At 44.0% G+C, this 16,201-nt stretch carries 14 protein-coding genes; 8 read left to right on the top strand and 6 right to left on the bottom strand.

The genetic code is table 11. From position 1 onward, the window contains the following. The first annotated feature begins 32 nt into the window (after nucleotides 1-32). The 5 genes from FQV26_RS12550 to FQV26_RS12530 all read left to right on the top strand — a co-directional run bounded on the left by FQV26_RS12550 (nucleotide 33) and on the right by FQV26_RS12530 (nucleotide 4,847). Nucleotides 33-566, top strand: a complete 534-nt coding sequence (locus FQV26_RS12550; RefSeq protein ID WP_261384334.1) for a sigma-70 family RNA polymerase sigma factor — start codon at nucleotides 33-35, stop codon at nucleotides 564-566. Next, the gene (locus FQV26_RS12545; protein WP_146557890.1) at nucleotides 547-1,575 is read left to right on the top strand and encodes a DUF4179 domain-containing protein; all 1,029 of its coding nucleotides are present in this window, start codon (nucleotides 547-549) and stop codon (nucleotides 1,573-1,575) included. The genes FQV26_RS12550 and FQV26_RS12545 overlap by 20 nt, the downstream gene beginning before the upstream one ends. Before the next feature lie 357 nt (nucleotides 1,576-1,932). After that, the gene (locus FQV26_RS12540; RefSeq protein WP_146557889.1) at nucleotides 1,933-2,268 is read left to right on the top strand and encodes a general stress protein; all 336 of its coding nucleotides are present in this window, start codon (nucleotides 1,933-1,935) and stop codon (nucleotides 2,266-2,268) included. A gap of 304 nt (nucleotides 2,269-2,572) precedes the next feature. Next, nucleotides 2,573-2,788: a hypothetical protein gene (locus FQV26_RS12535; RefSeq protein ID WP_146557888.1), complete on the top strand. Its 216-nt coding sequence runs from the start codon at nucleotides 2,573-2,575 to the stop codon at nucleotides 2,786-2,788. Nucleotides 2,789-3,569: 781 nt separating this feature from the next. Further along, nucleotides 3,570-4,847 (top strand): MFS transporter, encoded by a 1,278-nt coding sequence (locus FQV26_RS12530; RefSeq protein ID WP_146557887.1) that lies wholly within the window; start codon nucleotides 3,570-3,572, stop codon nucleotides 4,845-4,847. Between the two features lie 120 nt (nucleotides 4,848-4,967). On the opposite strand, the gene FQV26_RS12525 is transcribed toward FQV26_RS12530, so the two are convergent. From FQV26_RS12525 to cysK, 5 genes are all read right to left on the bottom strand, one after another. Then, nucleotides 4,968-5,684, bottom strand: a complete 717-nt coding sequence (locus tag FQV26_RS12525; RefSeq protein ID WP_146557886.1) for a 3-ketoacyl-ACP reductase — start codon at nucleotides 5,682-5,684, stop codon at nucleotides 4,968-4,970. Nucleotides 5,685-5,857: 173 nt separating this feature from the next. Further along, the gene (locus FQV26_RS12520) at nucleotides 5,858-6,844 is read right to left on the bottom strand and encodes an ABC transporter substrate-binding protein (protein ID WP_146557885.1); all 987 of its coding nucleotides are present in this window, start codon (nucleotides 6,842-6,844) and stop codon (nucleotides 5,858-5,860) included. Between the two features lie 43 nt (nucleotides 6,845-6,887). After that, nucleotides 6,888-7,643 carry an ABC transporter permease gene (locus FQV26_RS12515; RefSeq protein WP_146557884.1) on the bottom strand — a complete coding sequence of 252 codons (756 nt, stop codon included), beginning with the start codon at nucleotides 7,641-7,643 and terminating at the stop codon, nucleotides 6,888-6,890. Then, the gene (locus FQV26_RS12510; RefSeq protein WP_146557883.1) at nucleotides 7,627-8,415 is read right to left on the bottom strand and encodes an ABC transporter ATP-binding protein; all 789 of its coding nucleotides are present in this window, start codon (nucleotides 8,413-8,415) and stop codon (nucleotides 7,627-7,629) included. Before FQV26_RS12510 ends, FQV26_RS12515 begins: the two co-directional genes overlap by 17 nt. Before the next feature lie 728 nt (nucleotides 8,416-9,143). Beyond that, nucleotides 9,144-10,064 (bottom strand): cysteine synthase A, encoded by a 921-nt coding sequence (gene cysK / locus FQV26_RS12505; protein ID WP_146557882.1) that lies wholly within the window; start codon nucleotides 10,062-10,064, stop codon nucleotides 9,144-9,146. 187 nt (nucleotides 10,065-10,251) lie between these two features. Here cysK and FQV26_RS12500 point away from each other — a divergent pair, with 187 nt between their 5' ends. After that, a complete protein-coding gene (locus tag FQV26_RS12500) occupies nucleotides 10,252-11,145 on the top strand; it encodes a sulfurtransferase (RefSeq protein ID WP_146557881.1) in 894 nt (297 codons plus the stop codon). A gap of 53 nt (nucleotides 11,146-11,198) precedes the next feature. Here the strand turns inward: FQV26_RS12500 and ade are convergent, their stop codons facing one another. Next, the gene (gene ade / locus FQV26_RS12495; RefSeq protein WP_146557880.1) at nucleotides 11,199-12,926 is read right to left on the bottom strand and encodes an adenine deaminase; all 1,728 of its coding nucleotides are present in this window, start codon (nucleotides 12,924-12,926) and stop codon (nucleotides 11,199-11,201) included. A 289-nt stretch (nucleotides 12,927-13,215) separates the two neighbouring features. Here ade and FQV26_RS12490 point away from each other — a divergent pair, with 289 nt between their 5' ends. Next, entirely contained in the window at nucleotides 13,216-15,024 is a 1,809-nt protein-coding gene (locus FQV26_RS12490) for a S9 family peptidase (protein WP_146557879.1), read from the top strand. A gap of 109 nt (nucleotides 15,025-15,133) precedes the next feature. Beyond that, the gene (locus tag FQV26_RS12485; protein ID WP_261384332.1) at nucleotides 15,134-16,189 is read left to right on the top strand and encodes an AbrB family transcriptional regulator; all 1,056 of its coding nucleotides are present in this window, start codon (nucleotides 15,134-15,136) and stop codon (nucleotides 16,187-16,189) included. The last annotated feature ends 12 nt before the right edge of the window (nucleotides 16,190-16,201 follow it).

Raw genomic sequence — 16,201 nt, 5'->3', positions numbered from 1 at the left:
ACAAGCTCTAACAAATGAAAGGAGCTAGCAACTTGAAAAATATAGATACTGTAAAGAAGGCAATCAAAGGAAACGAAAAGGCTTTTGAAAGACTTGTAAAAGAAGAAAGTGAGAAATTGTATCGAATGGCTTTTCTATATGTGAAAAACAAAGAAGATGCCTTAGACGTTGTACAAGAAACTGTTTACAAGGCTTTTATATCTATCGGGCAATTAAAAAATCCTGAATTCTTCTCTACGTGGTTAACGCGTATTTTGATCCACACCGCTTTTGATTTATTAAAAAAGCACAAGCGCAATCATTATGAAGACTTGGCGAACGATATTGCAGATGAGCGACAAAAGGATATTACGGATAAGCTCGATACTCTGGAAGCAATATCTTTATTGAATGAAAATTATAGAACTGCAATCATCTTATTTTACTATCAGGATCTATCTATTCATACCATAGCTGAAACAATGGAAAAGCCAGAAAGTACTATTAAAACGTATTTGCGAAGAGCGAAGATTGAACTGAAAGCAATCATTGAAGGGGGAGAATCAAATGGACAAAAAGCATATTGAAGAAATAAAAAAAATTGATATTCCAAAAGAAGATCTTTTAGCATCGATAAGCAAAGGGATAGAAAAAGGCAGAAAAGAAAACTGGAGAAAGAGAAAATATTCCTTCAAGACTCTTGGAGTTGTTTCTGCAACAGCGGCTTCCGCTTTATTAGCTTCTGGAATAATTTTCACTCCTGTTTCCAATGTATTAGCGGCAGTGCCATTCATCGGTTCCTTCTATGAACAGCACAATATGCAGATTGCTCAAGAGTTGGAAGAAAGCAAGTTAATCTCAGAAGTGAATCAAGTAGTAGTTGATCAGGGAATTCAGGTAACATTATCTAGCGCCTACTACGATGGAAATGTCATCGGAACTGCATTTATGGTTGATGGAGATGCTGTATCAGTTCAAACAATTCAAAACGCAGGTCCTGAGGCTGGATATACGATGGAGATATTTGATGGCGTCGAGCAAGAACAGTGGGCTTCTAGCAGCACAGGGTTAACAGAAGCGGAAAATGGTTTTATTGTTGCCATAGAATTTTTCAATCCTGATGCCGCGTTAACTAAGATGGATGAATTGCCAGTAACCTTCACCTCGATAGCTGGAGTTCAAGGCGAGTGGGAATTCGCTGTACCTCTTCAGCAGATTTCCTCTGAAGCAATTTTAGTCAAGGGTGTTAATACATCAGAACATGATGGATACGCATTGACAATAAACTCATTGTCAAAAGGAGAAGCTACAACGCTAGTAAGCTATGATATGACCTTGCCATTAGGCCGAGAGACTGATGAAATAAGATTAACTATTTTTGACGATAAAGGAACCCTTTTAGGCCAAAGCCATGCAGATGTATTACAGCACGTAAATAACAAAGAAACTATCGAGAAAACTATGCGAAAGCTCTTTACAAGCGAGATTAGTGATACTGCAAAATACTTAATTATCCAGCCAGAAATCTCAAAAGGGAAATCGGGAAGTAAGTTGATTAAAATGGATCCAATCCGAGTCGATTTAACCAACCAATAGATTAAGGCACCGTCTAGGCGGTGCTTTTTTTGTGTGTTCACTTAATAGAATGCTTTCAAAAAATATTAAAGTTTACATATCACAGCTTATCGGAAGTTGCTACAGATAAATTGAAAAACCCCGACTATCTTTAGACTGACATAGCGATTTGAGACACCTATAAAACATCTCTTTAGGCTGCTTGACTACCTAAAAGCATAAGACATACTGAATATTGAGCCAAACCAAAGGTCATGTGCTTGCAAATAGCTTCTTTTAATCCGGATTTTAGAACTAGTTTTAAAAAGTGATTCATGTTTTTTCTTTTTTGATATACGGGTAAACAAAAGTATAACAATATACAGGAGGCTGATTAGTATGAAATCAACAAACCATAAATTTGAAGTGGTTTATACGGAAAAGGAACTTGAAGGAAAAGTGGAAGAAATGAAATCGTTGGGATATAAAAAACATGATATTCATGTTTTGGCGGATAATGCGGATATTCTTAACTCTGTTGAAACGCAAGAAGGAGTCCACACGCACGAAACAGAAACCATTACAGACAGATTCAAATCAACGTTCACTGGGAAAGACGCGGTACGGGAAGAATTAACTAAATTGGATTTAAGCCAAACAGAAATCGATGAATTTCATAATATTCTCGAAAATGACGGAATTGTGCTCTATACAGACCATCGAAACGATGATTGAATACAGCCAAAAAGAAACGACGGGAAGCGCAGCACGGCTTTCACGCCTTTTGAAAGTTACATTGAGCGCGATGAAGAAAAATTCAATTAGTAAAAAATAAGAGACGAGGATGTCCCGTCTGATTCCATTTCAACAAATAACTATTTCGATAGAAAATACACCAGTGATGTGCGGAGGTAAGACCAGTATGGGTATTCTCAATACATTGATAAAACACAGGGTTCCCGTCTGGAAGAGACAGGAGTCCCTCCCATTGGAGACAGTCATAAGGATGAAAGTTCACTCAAAGAAAAGCAGTTGGACTATGAACCGAACCTTGAAACGAAAGAAAAGGAGAAATTTGAACAATGAATACGGCGTCAATCTCAGGCAAGATGAACTTTCGCCAGGTCTCAATCCGAATCTGGGTTCGTCTCCACTTGACCGGGGTTCAGAAGAAGAACATCTTTTAAATGACCAAGGAGACGAAAATCAACTTAGAAATGAAAAAGGGCCAAAATTTGTATGGAAAATTCGATAAAAAATCCGAAACACCACTGATTCCAATACTATTTTAGCCAAAAACCTTTCGATTTAGGGCTTTTTTAAAAATATAAAAATAAGACTGTCATGAACCCAGTGTTCATGACAGTCTTTTTAGTATAGAGACTAATATTTTAGGTTCTATACTAAATGTTGGGGTGTTCAAATAATTTGGCCTCCAAAAGAGCATGCAGTCTTCAACTTTTGTCCTTTGCGGATCAGGAGCTTTTGAGACAGCTTGAACAGACCGAGTGCAGCGTGCCGATAGATGGCTGCTCGGAAACCATTTTCCGTGCAGTTTATGGTGCCGCCTCAAGATGCTTTCGGGCGACCAGCCGAACTTCAGTTTGGACAGGATGTAGTCGATGTCTTCCTGATCGACTGACATCCAGCAGCCGCAGTTTTCTCGTTTGGCTTCGTAGTCGAGCAGCGCTTAAAATGCCTTGTACGGCTGACAGCGTGCTAGCTCATGGCTGCTTGCTTCGTTTCAAGTTCCTAGCGATGTAGACTCCGATTTATCATCCATTGAATAACTTTCGATTACCACATGTTTACGTGGTACGATATGGGTACAGCTCATTCGGGGACACTCCTTTAGTTGATTCGCGTTAACTACAGTGTACTCACTTGAGCTATTTTGATTTTCCAACCGTTCGACTTAATATGATAATCTACATTATCAAAATCTAATGACCAGCAAAATGAAAATCGTTATACTAACAAAGAATCTGAACTTTTGAATCGATTGGGCAAAGTTGTATACAAAGGCGGCGAAAAATATGAACCAAAATCAAAAACAGCAAGCGATGCTGCAGGGATATATCGACTCACCTGAAAAGGTCAAAGCATTGTACCGGCGCACGCTGTGGATTGTCGTGCTTTCGCAGATTTTTGGTGGGGCAGGATTGGCGGCTGGCGTGACTGTCGGTGCCCTTCTAGCACAAGATATGCTGGGTACTGATCAATTTGCAGGTTTGCCGGTGGCATTGTTTACGCTTGGATCAGCAGCTGCGGCACTCATTATTGGCCGATTGTCTCAGCGATTCAGTCGTCGAACCGGTTTGGCTTCAGGGTTCCTGGCAGGTGGTATCGGTGCGATCGGTGTCGTTGCAGCTGCTTTATCGGATAATTTGATCTTGTTGTTTGCCTCCTTATTGATTTACGGAGCAGGAACTGCCACGAATTTGCAGGCACGTTACGCGGGAACAGATTTGGCTAATGTGAAGCAACGGGGAACGGCTATCAGCATTGCACTCGTTTCAACGACGTTTGGGGCGTTTGCAGGGCCGAATATGATCGGAGTAATGGGCAGATTTGCAGAATCCATCGGCATTCCAGCACTAGCAGGACCCTTTGTTTTGGCCGCGGCGGCTTATATTCTTGCGGGCTTCGTATTGCAGATTTTTTTGCGCCCTGATCCATTGCTGGTATCAAAAGCGATAAGCGAGCATCAGCAAGGACAAGCGGGAATGAAAGACATGGAAACGCTGGACGCTGCCATCAATAAAAAAGGTATTGTCCTGGGCGCTGCGGTCATGGTACTGACTCAATTGATCATGTTCGCCATCATGACGATGACACCAATCCATATGGGGCATTATGGCCACAATCTTGGAGATGTTGGGCTTGTCATCAGCATCCACATAGCGGCAATGTATTTGCCGTCTATTGTTACCGGTATTCTCGTCGATAAATTGGGACGTATTGTCATGGCGACTGCTTCCGGCGTGACGTTCATGGCGGCTGGAATTGTCGCTGCACTGGCACCGAATGATTCCTTGTTTGTATTGATTGTCGCACTTGCTCTGCTGGGGCTTGGCTGGAATTTTGGATTGATCAGCGGAACCACACTCATCGTCGACTCAACTCATCCATCTACACGTGCTAAAACACAAGGTATGGTCGATGTGCTGGTCGCACTGGCAGGTGCAACAGGCGGTGGATTTTCAGGAATGATTATGGCGCAGACTAGTTATGCCGTGATGTCTTTAGTAGGGGGGGTTCTTGCGCTGACATTGATTCCAGTTGTTTTTTGGTCTGCAAAGAAAAATGTATAAAACAAATGGGGGAGGCGGGCCTCCCATAAAGTTCCTTGCCACAGCCATTATTAAAAGCTCACTATACAGAAAAATGCCCAGTTCAATTATTGAACTGGGCATTTTTTATTGTGCCGTTTGTTACGGGTTGGTCGACCAAAGGCCGGCTGATTTCAATAGAACACGCGGATGAAGTTTTAATTGGGCCACCATCATTTCAGCCAAATCTTCCGGCTGCATGACTTTATCAGGGTTGCCATCAGTCAAGTTTTCATTGATCGCCAAATCAGTGGCAACTGTGCTTGGTGTTAAGGCACTGACGCGAATATTGTGCTTTCTGACTTCCAGCATCAACGATTCCGTCAATCCCATGACGCCAAATTTTGAAGCGCTGTAAGCACTTGTTACAGGAGCCCCTTTTTGTCCGGCTGTTGATGAGATATTAATGATGTCACCTGATTGGCGTTCGATCATTTGCGGCAATACAGCGCGAGTGACATAGTATACACCCATCAGATTGGTGTCGATGATTCCTTTAAATTCTTCCGGTGAAAGTTCGAGGAACTTGCCAAATTTGCCAATGCCCGCATTATTGATCAAAATATCAATCGATCCCAATTCCGCTTTAATATGATCGACTGCGGCATTGACCGCTTCCGGATCGGCGACATCAGCTACAGCGAATACAGTCTTCACTCCGTACTGTTCCAGCTCTGCTGCCACTTTTTCGAGGTTATCAGCTGTACGACCGACAAGACCTACATTTATGCCTTCTGCTGCAAAAGCAATGGCAGTCGCTCGGCCGATTCCTCTCCCAGCTCCTGTAATCAATGCGTTTTTTCCTGTTAAGTTTTGCATACGAACATCTCCTTTTAGCATGAATCAATTCCATTCATCAGTGTAGCAAATTCTGGCTGAAAAACCTTAATGAAGAACTCGGAAAGAGAATGTCTTCGCTATTTTGTCGTTACTGCTGTAAAAGAGAACATAAAAAGACAGCAGAAAGAATTTCTGCTGTCGGGGTAAACGGTTTAGTCCAAAAATTGTGTATCAGTCAACAAAGCGAAATCAGGCTGCTCTTTCAGAAACTTCAAGTCGAAAGAGGAGTCGCCGAATGCCTGGATTTCTTCAGGAGCAAGAGCGGTATCAAAAATCATGTTTTCCCATGCACCATCTATGATGGAAGCTTCGAGCTTCTGCCCAGTGATGTCATCGATTGTGTTGATAGTGATCTCTTTCGCCTGGTCTGGGTTTTGTGCAATAAATTCTGTTGCCTCTTTATGTGCGTCGACAATGCCTTGAACCATTTCGGGGTTTTCTTCAATCAGTTTGTTTGAAGTGACTAGAACGGAAGCGGGCAAAGTCGTCCCGAATGAAATTTCATCAGGCTCAATGACAACTTTTGCACCTGTGTTTTGTTTCAATACAGAAGCCCAAGGTTCTGGAGCTACTGCTACATCCACTTTTCCTGTAGCGAATAAAGCTTCATATTGAGCAGGATTTCCAGTTTGGTGAAGCATTTCGCCGCCAATCCGGTTTGATGTGATGCCATGTTCTTTCATGAATGTTTCAAATTGAACATCATGTGTGCACCCGACACGCGGTGTAATAAAAGTCTTGCCGGCAAAATCTGCAACGGATTCAACGCCGCTGCCGTTTCGTGCCATCACGACCGTTCCGCCGGAAGCGCCGCCCGCCACCATCGTAACATCTGCACCATTTGTGTAGTTATTCATTGCAGGTCCAGGTCCTACTAAACCAGCATCGATATCACCGGTTTTCAAGGCAGTCATAAAGTCCGCGCCATCCGCGAAAGTTACATACTCAACCTTAGTGCCGTCTTCCAGGTTTTTTTCATACAATTCCTGGTCTTTTGCGACCATGGCTGGTACATGATCCAAGTTCGGGAAGTAGCCGATCGTGACAGAAGATGAATCTTCGCTTGCGTCGGGCGAACCGCAGGCTGCCAAGACACCGACCAAAGCGACAGGTGCAATAAGTGAAAAGATACGTTTCATAAGATAAATTCCTCCGTTGTATAAGTTTTTTGTAGTGGTTAATTTATGTTTCTAATCCCCAACGCTTGAGAACATTTTTCTCAATTCTTTGGAAAATCATCAGGTCAACAATCGCACCGACGACACCGATGATGATCATTACGCCGATGACCAATGACATATTTCCGAAATCGGATGCGTAGCGCAGAGTATAGCCGAGTCCGGGACCGGAACTCAGAAGTTCTCCAGCCATTAACGCCCGCCAGGCAAATGCCCATGCCAGACGTGCACCTGTAACAAAATAGGGAACAGATGCAGGCATGATCACTTTGATGAACAAGTCCAGACCATTCGAACCCATAGTCCGTGCGGCTTTGATGAACAGGGGATCAACGTTCTTGATGCCGGTGCGGACATTCAGGATCATGACAAATGTACCGCCGAGAATAACGACGAAAATAATAGATCCTTCACCAAGACCGAACCACATCATAGCCAAAGGCAGCCAGACGATGCTCGGTACACTTTGCAGCGCGAGCACCAAAGTTCCGAGTGTTTCATCTGCCGTTTTCGAGCGCGCCAGCAGGATGCCGACACCGGTGCCGATAATGACAGCGGCAACTAGACCGATCAGCAGCCTGCGGAAGCTGGCGGCGAGGTCGTAGACCAGTGTCATATCGGCGAATCCCGCCACCAGCGAATCGTAGACGCTGACAGGGGAAGGGAGTATCGTTTCATGCCACAGTTCAAAGCGGGAACCGAGTTCCCAGAAAACAATGAGCGCGGCAAAGAAAATAATGCGTTTAACTGCCGGCTTCATATGCTTGCTCCTCATCTATGACTTTATCGATTTCTTTTTTCAAAAGACCCATAATCTGTTCTTCCAATGCAGCGATTTCCTGCCGGTGCTGTTCACGGGGGCGGGGAATGTCGACTGTGATGTCTGTCAGGATGGTTCCCGGCCGAGTACCCATGACGATGATACGGTCCGACAGTTTAATTGATTCGGAAATGCTGTGGGTGACAAAGACGATTGTTTTCTTTGTATCTATCCATATCTCTTCAAGTTGACCGTGAAGACGGCTTCTTGTTTGTTCATCCAAAGCGCCAAAAGGTTCATCCATCAAAAGGACTGCTGGATCCATCGCCAACGATCGGGCAATGGATACGCGCTGTTGCATGCCTCCAGATAATTCATGAGGATAATGGGAAGGATAATTGCTGAGCTGTACCATTTTTAAGAAATGCTGGGCACGTTCCATGCCTTCTTTTTTAGACATTTCCTTGCGTAAGGGGAACATAACATTTTCGGTGACATTCATCCAAGGAAACAAAGCGGCCTGTTGAAACACCATACCCCGGTCTTTTCCAGGCTTTATGACCTTTTTTCCGTCCACGATAATGTCACCCGAGGTTGAGCTGACAAGCCCTGCGATCATGGATAATAACGTTGATTTTCCACAGCCGGAGGGACCAAGAATCGAAACGAATTCTCCTTGTTGGATCGATAGGTCAATATCTTTTAAAACGGTATTCGGTTTATTATTTTTGTCGAAATACACTTTGTTGATTTGCTTAGCTTCAATAAACATAGCTGGCCACCGGTAATAAAACCTACCTTTCCTATCGGATAATATTATTAAAGTATAGTAGAATGATAGGGATTGTCAAGATGAGCATGCAGAAAAAACTGATTTTTTGTCTTATTTAATAGAATGCTGCTTTAAATTTGTAAATTAAAGATTGATATCGGGTCTTGAATATTGAGGAATTCCAAAAGGTATAACACTAAAAAAACAGGCAGCCCCCAATAGGGGCTGCCTGTGAGCTTGTAGACAAAAGAATATATATGTCACTAAACGAATGAAACTTTATTTCATTTTACTTGCACCGGATCCTGCGCTCCAGGCGGACGCGTTCCGCGGGCTCGCGCCGAACTAACTCGGCCTTACGTCCGAGTGGATTTCGGCACTTCGCTTTCCCGCAGGAGTCGCCGCCTTGCGCTTCGGATCCTCGAGTGAAGGGTTTTTTAACAGTCTTACTCAGGCTTTATTTACCCTGAGCTGACTAGCAGCCTTCTGCCTTTGATTGAAACCATACGATCCCGACCGGGCTGGCCACGAAGACTCCTGTGGAATCAGCGAAAGCTGAAGACCCCGCAGGAATGCAGTGACGAGGAGGCTGAAGCTGAGCCCACGGAAAGCGAAGTGGCCAGCCCGGTTGGATTATACATCCTATTCATTTTAATTTGACTTTGTCTACAGTCTGACAGGCAGCCCCCAATAGGGGCTGCCTGTTTCGTAAGAGAAGTCTCTATATATTATTCGTTAAACAAGTTCATACTCAAATAACGTTCGCCAGTATCAGGTGCGATGCACAGCACTTTTTTGCCAGCACCTAGGCGCTTGGCAAGTTCAATCGCTGCATAGATGGTGGCACCTGCAGAGGGGCCGACGAAAATCCCTTCTTCACGTGCCACTTTCTTGAAGACATCAATCGCGTCTTCATCGTTGATCGCCATGATTTCATCGTATACTTCAGTATTTAAAATATCTGGAATAAAACCTGGGCTTGTACCCACCAATTTATGCTTGCCTGGTTTTCCGCCAGAGAGTACAGGAGATCCTTTCGGCTCCACAACGACAACATAAAGCTCTGGAAGATGTTCTTTTAAAGTTTCGCCTGTGCCTGTGATGGTGCCGCCTGTTCCTGCAGATGCCACGAATGCATCCAGTTTACCGTCCATCTGTTCCAGAATTTCCATGGCGGTGGTGGTTCTGTGGATATCCGGATTTGCTTTATTTTCGAATTGCTGCGGAATAAAGCTGTTCGGAATTTCTTTTTGCAGCTCTAATGCTTTGCTGATTGCGCCAGGCATTTTGTCGTCGCTTGGAGTCAGTACCACTTCTGAACCGAATGCTTTCAAAAGGTTGATGCGTTCTTTTGTGGCATTGTCTGGCAATACCAAAATAGAACGATAGCCTTTTGCAGCAGCGACCATAGCAAGGCCAATGCCTGTATTGCCGCTCGTAGGTTCGATGATAGTTGCTCCTTTTTCGATTAAGCCATCTTTTTCCGCCATTTGAATCATATTAAAAGCAGCGCGGTCTTTAACGCTTTTGGTTGGATTAAACATTTCCAGTTTGACGTAGACATCAGCTGCGCCTTCTGGAACAATGCGATTCAGTTTTACGACCGGCGTATCGCCAATCAATTCGATGATATTGTTATATGGTTTCATGTAGGAAACAACCTTTCTAAGGTATGGATTTCATAGTCTGCTTTTTCTTTCTGCTGCTGAATTTCTCGGATCACGTATTCTGAAGTCTGTCAGTTGACGCGATGATATCCAAACTTTATTGTACTAGTATAACGCATATTTGTTAATCATATTGGATTTGTCGGCTTAAAAGTGAGGAGAGTTCGTAATGGAAAAGATGCCTTTAATCGTAGGTTCAGACTGGTTGGAGAAGCATTTAAATGACTCGAAACTGCGGATTGTGGACGCTACAACATTCATGACTATTCCCAAAACTGGAGGCCCGCCATCTGTTCAATCAGGTAGAGCTTCATATGAGAACGAACATATTCCCGGAGCGGTTTATGCAGATCTGCTTAATGAACTGTCAGATCCGAATGCACCGTTTCCTTTCATGGCACCGCCGCGGGAACATTTCATTAAGAAGATGGCTGAGTTAGGTGTAGGTGACGATCATTATACAGTCATCTATGATCAAGGGGCATTAGTGGGAGATCCGATTGCCGCTCCTTATTGGGCTTCTCGATTAGCATGGCAACTGCATTACGAAGGCTATGAAAATATAGCAATTCTGGAGGGCGGGTTGCCAAAGTGGAAAAAGGAAGGACGTCCTTTAACGGCAGTGCCAGGAAACTATTCTTCTGCAGCATTTTCCGGGCAGCGGCGGATAGAGCTCATTGCCACGAAGGAAGATGTGTGTCAGGCAATGAATGACGACAAAGTCATCTTGATCAACAGCCTGTCGGAAGATGAATTCCAAGGGAAAACCGATGCTTACCCGAGAAAAGGCCATATCCCTACGAGTGCCAATATCTTTTTTGGTGTTCATGCCGACCAGACGACGATGGAAATGCATGAAGATGAGGTGCTGCGTGAACCATTTGAAAAAATTGGCGCATTGGATCCTGATAAAAAAGTCATTACTTACTGTGGCGGAGGAATTGCCGCAACGTGGACTGCGTTGATTCTCAACAAACTGGGCCAGAAAAATGTTGCCGTCTATGATGGATCTTTAAGTGAATGGGCAAGTGACCCATCTTGTCCATTGGTAACGGATGATTGAACAAAAGACCGCAACGCCTTCTGAAGGCGTTGCGGTCTTTTATCGTTATTCAGCTATTCTGTCGCGACAGCTACCTGAATATGCTGGAAGCTTCCAACATCGAACAAACCGCAATCGGTCAATTTTAACTGCGGAATGACCGGCAGTGATAAGAATGACAAGGTTAAAAAGGCATTAAAGTGAGTGGGTGCGCCAATTTGCAGCAGACTCTCATCAAGCGCTTTGAGTTGTTTATAGACGATAGGAAACGGTTGTTCCGACATCAATCCTGCAATAGCAAGAGAGAGGCTTGCCAATACCTGGCCGCCTTGGACAACCACTAATCCACCTTTCAATTCGTGCAGGGCTTCAACTGCCGCTTTCATGTCTTCATCATTTGTTCCAACAGCGATGATATTATGCGAATCGTGAGCGACGGTGGTGGCTATGGCACCATATTTAAGGCCAAGTCCCTTAACGATGCCGAGGCCGATATTGCCAGTGGCTTTATGGCGTTCGATCACAGCAATTTTCAATAAATCCTGTTTTGTAGTTGAAACAAAAAAACCGTTGGTTACAGGCGTTTCTGCAATCAAATGTTCAGTGATCAGATTGTTAGGATTGATGCCGATAATGTGTGCTTTGGTGCTCGTGCCCATCGGAATTTGAAAACAGTCTTCGGACAGTTCAGCAATACGAACAGTATCTTGAACCGGTGCCGTGTCCATTTTTTTTGGTGCGGGACCTATGTACAGTCCATTTTGTGCGGCTAATCGTCCACCTTTATAGACTGCTGTAATTGCGAAGTCCTCGAGACTGTCAAGCAGCAGCAAATCAGCATCATAGCCTGGAGCAATGGCACCTTTTTTGTGAAGACCGAAGCATTGCGCCGCGTTGATGCTAGCCATGGAAATAGCGGTGATTGGGTGAACGCCTTGCTTAATGGCTATTCGGACATTGTAATCGACGCTGCCTTCTTCGATTAAATCGTCTAGGTGTTTATCGTCCGTACAGAACAAGCAGCGTTGTGCGTTTTGTTCGGTCACTCCTTCGAGTAAGGCATGGAGGTTTTTTGCGACGGATCCTTCACGGAGCATAACGTACATGCCACGTTCCAGGCGCATGATCATTTCTTCTTTTGTGACACATTCATGATCTGTTAAGATGCCAGCGGTTCCATAAACATTGATGTCATTTTCGCTGAGGCCTGCTGCGTGTCCATCAATTTGAGAGGTGAGCAAGAGTTTATCAAGCATGGCTTCATCGCCGTGCAAAACTGCAGGGAAATCCATCACTTCGGCCAAGCCCAAAACCTGCTCACGGTACAGGAAAGGCGCCAAGTCTTCCGCAGAAAGTTTTGCTCCTGCATTTTCGAAAGCGGTCGAAGGTACGCATGATGGCAGCATGAGCTTGATGTCGAGCAGTGTCGATTCCGAATCCTTCAGCATGAATTCCAGGCCGGCAGTACCGCTGACGTTGGCGATTTCGTGTGGATCTGTGATGACTGTTGTGACGCCATGCGGCAGGACAACCTGTGAAAACTGCTGTGGTGTCACCATGGACGATTCGATGTGCACGTGTGCATCAATTAAGCCCGGTGCAATGAATTTACCGGTCGCATCAATTTCCTGGATGCCTTCATAATCACCGATGCCAACAATAACGCCGTCGCTGATAGCGACATCACCTGTAGTCAGGCTTTTTGTGAAGACATTGACGATGCTTGCGTGTCGAATAACCAAATCTGCTTTTGTTTTTTTATTGGCGGCGTCTATGCGCATCTTTAAAGTTTCCTTATTCACAGTTATCTGTCCTCCTTTGGAATGATTTGGTTTACCCGAACCTGATGAAGGAAGCTGAATAAACATGCTTAAATAACAACAATGATTTAAGCTTTGACTCAGTTTACCTGAAAAAAGCCATAAGCTCAAAGAGACAACCAATTCATATCGTACATAAAAAAGCAGGAAAGGCTGACAAAATTTGATTTATAAAATTTGCTATTATAAACTAACATAAAATTCTTTTAAAAGTTTGATATTTCTGAATACGTTTTGAAAATTTAAAAAACAGAACGGAAGGGGAATTGGAATGTCTGAAGTTTCATCTACTAATTTACTTGCTTATTTAAACGCAACTGGGGCGTCACAGCCGGAAGCGATTCCACATCAACAAACTTTTACGTTTATATCTAAAAAAACCGGAATCCCGCAAGTTTGGAAATGGAGCAAAGAGTCAGCTGGCATCGAACAGCTGACTGATTTGGAAGACCGGATATTACTGGTCAGTCATTCGCCTTCAGGCAAAAAAACGATTGTGGGCATGGATCATAAAGGCAATGAAAAGCAGCAATTTTACATGATGGACAGCGACGGATCAAACGTAGAAGCATTGGTCGTATCTCCGGATCATTTCCATTACTTTGGGGGCTGGTCTCCGGATGAAACAAAAATCGCATTTTCCAGCAACCGGCGTCATCCAGGATATTTTGATGTCTTTGTCATGAATCTTTCCCAAAAAACTGAACAGGCTATCTATGAAACGGAAGCCAATTGCAATCCTGTTAGTTGGACCCGGGATGGACAAAGCATAATTTTAAGCATTCCGGATACGAATATTGATCAATCTTATTATGTATTGAATATCGAAACAAAAGAAAAAAAGAAAATCGGTTTGGAAAATGTGTTGGGCAGGCATCATTCCATTCAATTGTCGAAAGATGGACACGGTGGATTTTTAGTGTCAGATGTCGGAAGAGATACGTTGTCGATCCGGCAATTTTCTTTTGATTCCCTTCAAGAATTGAATGAACTTTATTCAGTGGAAAATTGGGATATCGAAGAAATTGAGTTGTCGCCCAATAATTCGCAGCTGGCCTTTACTGTAAACGAAGGAGGCATTTCCAGACTAGGCATTTTTGACTTGTCTGAACAAACACAAAAGATGATTGACGAGATCCCGTCAGGCGTCTACGAGTCACTTGCTTGGATAACAGAAGAAGAATTGGTTTGCGGGTTGGAAAGCCCTATTTATCCAGGGGATATCTGGCAAGTTTCGGCAAAAACCGGCAAAAGCAAACGCCTGACAACTATCGGGGAAGACAAGACCGTGGGGCATTTATGGATGGAACCGGAACTATGCAGCTTTTCTTCATTTGACGGTCTGAAGATTCCTTACTTTTTATATGGAAAACAAGACTATTCCCAACCGGTTGTCATTTATGTGCATGGTGGACCTGAATCTCAGATTCGGGCTGAGTTCAATCCGGTTATCCAGTTTTTAGCTGCTAATGGGTTTGCAGTCGCTGCCCCGAATGTCCGCGGCAGTATGGGCTATGGGAGGGAATATGTGCAACTGGACGATGTACGGAAGCGGATGCACTCAGTTGCTGACTTGAAAGAGCTGGCTGAAGACCTGGTGAACAGCCATGGCGCAGATCGTGACAGGATTGGAATTATGGGACGAAGCTACGGAGGATTCATGGTGTTAGCAGCTTTGACGCATTATCCGGACGTCTGGGCGGCGGGTGTAGACATCGTCGGCATTTCGCATTTTAAATCGTTTTTAGAAAATACTGGTTCTTGGCGGCGGGCTATGCGCGAATTTGAATACGGTTCCTTACAAGACGATGCGGATTTTTTTGAGGAGATTGCACCTTTAAACCACACGGCACATATCCAAGCACCTTTACTGGTTTTCCATGGACGAAATGACACTCGCGTACCTGTAAGCGAAGCTGAACAACTGACTGCCGATTTGAAGAATCAAGGCAAGCATGTGGAATTGGTCATTTTTGAAGATGAAGGGCATCAAACCGAAAAAATAGAAAATCATATTCACATGAATACCCTGATTGTCGAATTTATGGAGAAGTTTTTAGTCGATCAGCAAAAAGTGTAAAGAATGGATTTGAATTTTTTCTTTTGTGAAATATAAGGTTTTATTTCGTCGCACGAAAAAGATATAATGAAAAAACCAACTGTTAATGTTCTAGAAAGAAGATGACCATATGAAGATTCATCCGATGGTGAAAGCTTTTGTAATAGGCTTGGGCGGTGCAGGACTTTTTATCGCAGCGGGAGCGCCGATGCCCTGGCTGCTTGGTCCGTTGTTTGCCGTGCTGCTTGTGCAATTGTTTACGCCGCTTTCGCTTAAATGGCATTCTCGTTTCCGCAATGGCGGACTCGTTGTGGCAGGGTATGTCATCGGTTATGCCTTTACGCTTGAGGCGCTGCAGGGAATGAAACAGTATTTCATAGCCATGGTATTAATCAACATCGCATTTTTTATTCTCTTCCTGTTGATCAGTTCGCTGATGGCTTCCCGGACAAAGGTTGACCAGGCAACTGCAATGACTTGCTGCGTGCCGGGCGGCTTGTCTCAAATCATAACGTTTGCTGAGGAACAAAAAACCATCGATTTGACTGCGGTGACTTTTTATCATGTTCTTCGCGTCCTGCTGATTGTTGCCATCGTTCCATTTATTGTAGCGAACGGTGGTTCTCCGCATGTTGAAGATTTGGGGCAAGGCGATTATACTTTTTATCTATTTGGTTTATTCATATTGTGCTATGGCTCTGGCATGATGGCCCAGAAACTGAAAGTGCCGACAGCTTTTCTGCTGGGACCAGTCTTTCTGATTATGGCTTTTAATCTGGTTGGGGCGACAGTGCCGATCATGCCGGGTTCGTTCCTCCATATCGCCCAATTATTTATTGGCATTTACATCGGTTTGCTGCTGAAAAAAGAGGACTTGAAATTGACGAAACGCATGATATTCTATTCTTTCTTTTCAAGCGCTGTGCTGATTGCGTTTGCCTATGGACTCAGTTTTATACTCCAAGATCATTATGGACTAAGCTTTGCCACCAGCTTTCTCAGTGTGGTGCCGGGTGGGCTTGACCAAATGGGCATCATTGCCGCATCGGTTCATGCAGATGTCACAGTAGTGACGGCTTTCCAGCTGTTCCGCATTTTATTTTTATCCGTATTCATTGTGCCATTCGTTAAACTGATAGCTGGACGCAGTGCACATCGAAAAAAAGTATCTGCAGAAAATCCATAACGAAATGCAAAA

Origin of the sequence: Planococcus sp. CPCC 101016 (assembly GCF_007859295.1) — a bacterium.
GTDB lineage: Bacteria > Bacillota > Bacilli > Bacillales_A > Planococcaceae > Planococcus.
This window is presented reverse-complemented; position numbering and strand designations above follow the sequence as displayed.

Excerpts from the sequence above, each read along its gene's own strand:
- FQV26_RS12545 (WP_146557890.1), top strand. The coding sequence starts at position 547 with ATGGACAAAAAGCATATTGAAGAAATAAAAAAAATTGATATTCCAAAA.
- FQV26_RS12540 (WP_146557889.1), top strand. The coding sequence starts at position 1,933 with ATGAAATCAACAAACCATAAATTTGAAGTGGTTTATACGGAAAAGGAA.
- FQV26_RS12535 (WP_146557888.1), top strand. The coding sequence starts at position 2,573 with ATGAACCGAACCTTGAAACGAAAGAAAAGGAGAAATTTGAACAATGAA.
- FQV26_RS12530 (WP_146557887.1), top strand. The coding sequence starts at position 3,570 with ATGAACCAAAATCAAAAACAGCAAGCGATGCTGCAGGGATATATCGAC.
- FQV26_RS12525 (WP_146557886.1), bottom strand. The coding sequence starts at position 5,684 with ATGCAAAACTTAACAGGAAAAAACGCATTGATTACAGGAGCTGGGAGA.
- FQV26_RS12520 (WP_146557885.1), bottom strand. The coding sequence starts at position 6,844 with ATGAAACGTATCTTTTCACTTATTGCACCTGTCGCTTTGGTCGGTGTC.
- FQV26_RS12515 (WP_146557884.1), bottom strand. The coding sequence starts at position 7,643 with ATGAAGCCGGCAGTTAAACGCATTATTTTCTTTGCCGCGCTCATTGTT.
- FQV26_RS12510 (WP_146557883.1), bottom strand. The coding sequence starts at position 8,415 with ATGTTTATTGAAGCTAAGCAAATCAACAAAGTGTATTTCGACAAAAAT.
- cysK (WP_146557882.1), bottom strand. The coding sequence starts at position 10,064 with ATGAAACCATATAACAATATCATCGAATTGATTGGCGATACGCCGGTC.
- FQV26_RS12500 (WP_146557881.1), top strand. The coding sequence starts at position 10,252 with ATGGAAAAGATGCCTTTAATCGTAGGTTCAGACTGGTTGGAGAAGCAT.
- FQV26_RS12490 (WP_146557879.1), top strand. The coding sequence starts at position 13,216 with ATGTCTGAAGTTTCATCTACTAATTTACTTGCTTATTTAAACGCAACT.
- FQV26_RS12485 (WP_261384332.1), top strand. The coding sequence starts at position 15,134 with ATGAAGATTCATCCGATGGTGAAAGCTTTTGTAATAGGCTTGGGCGGT.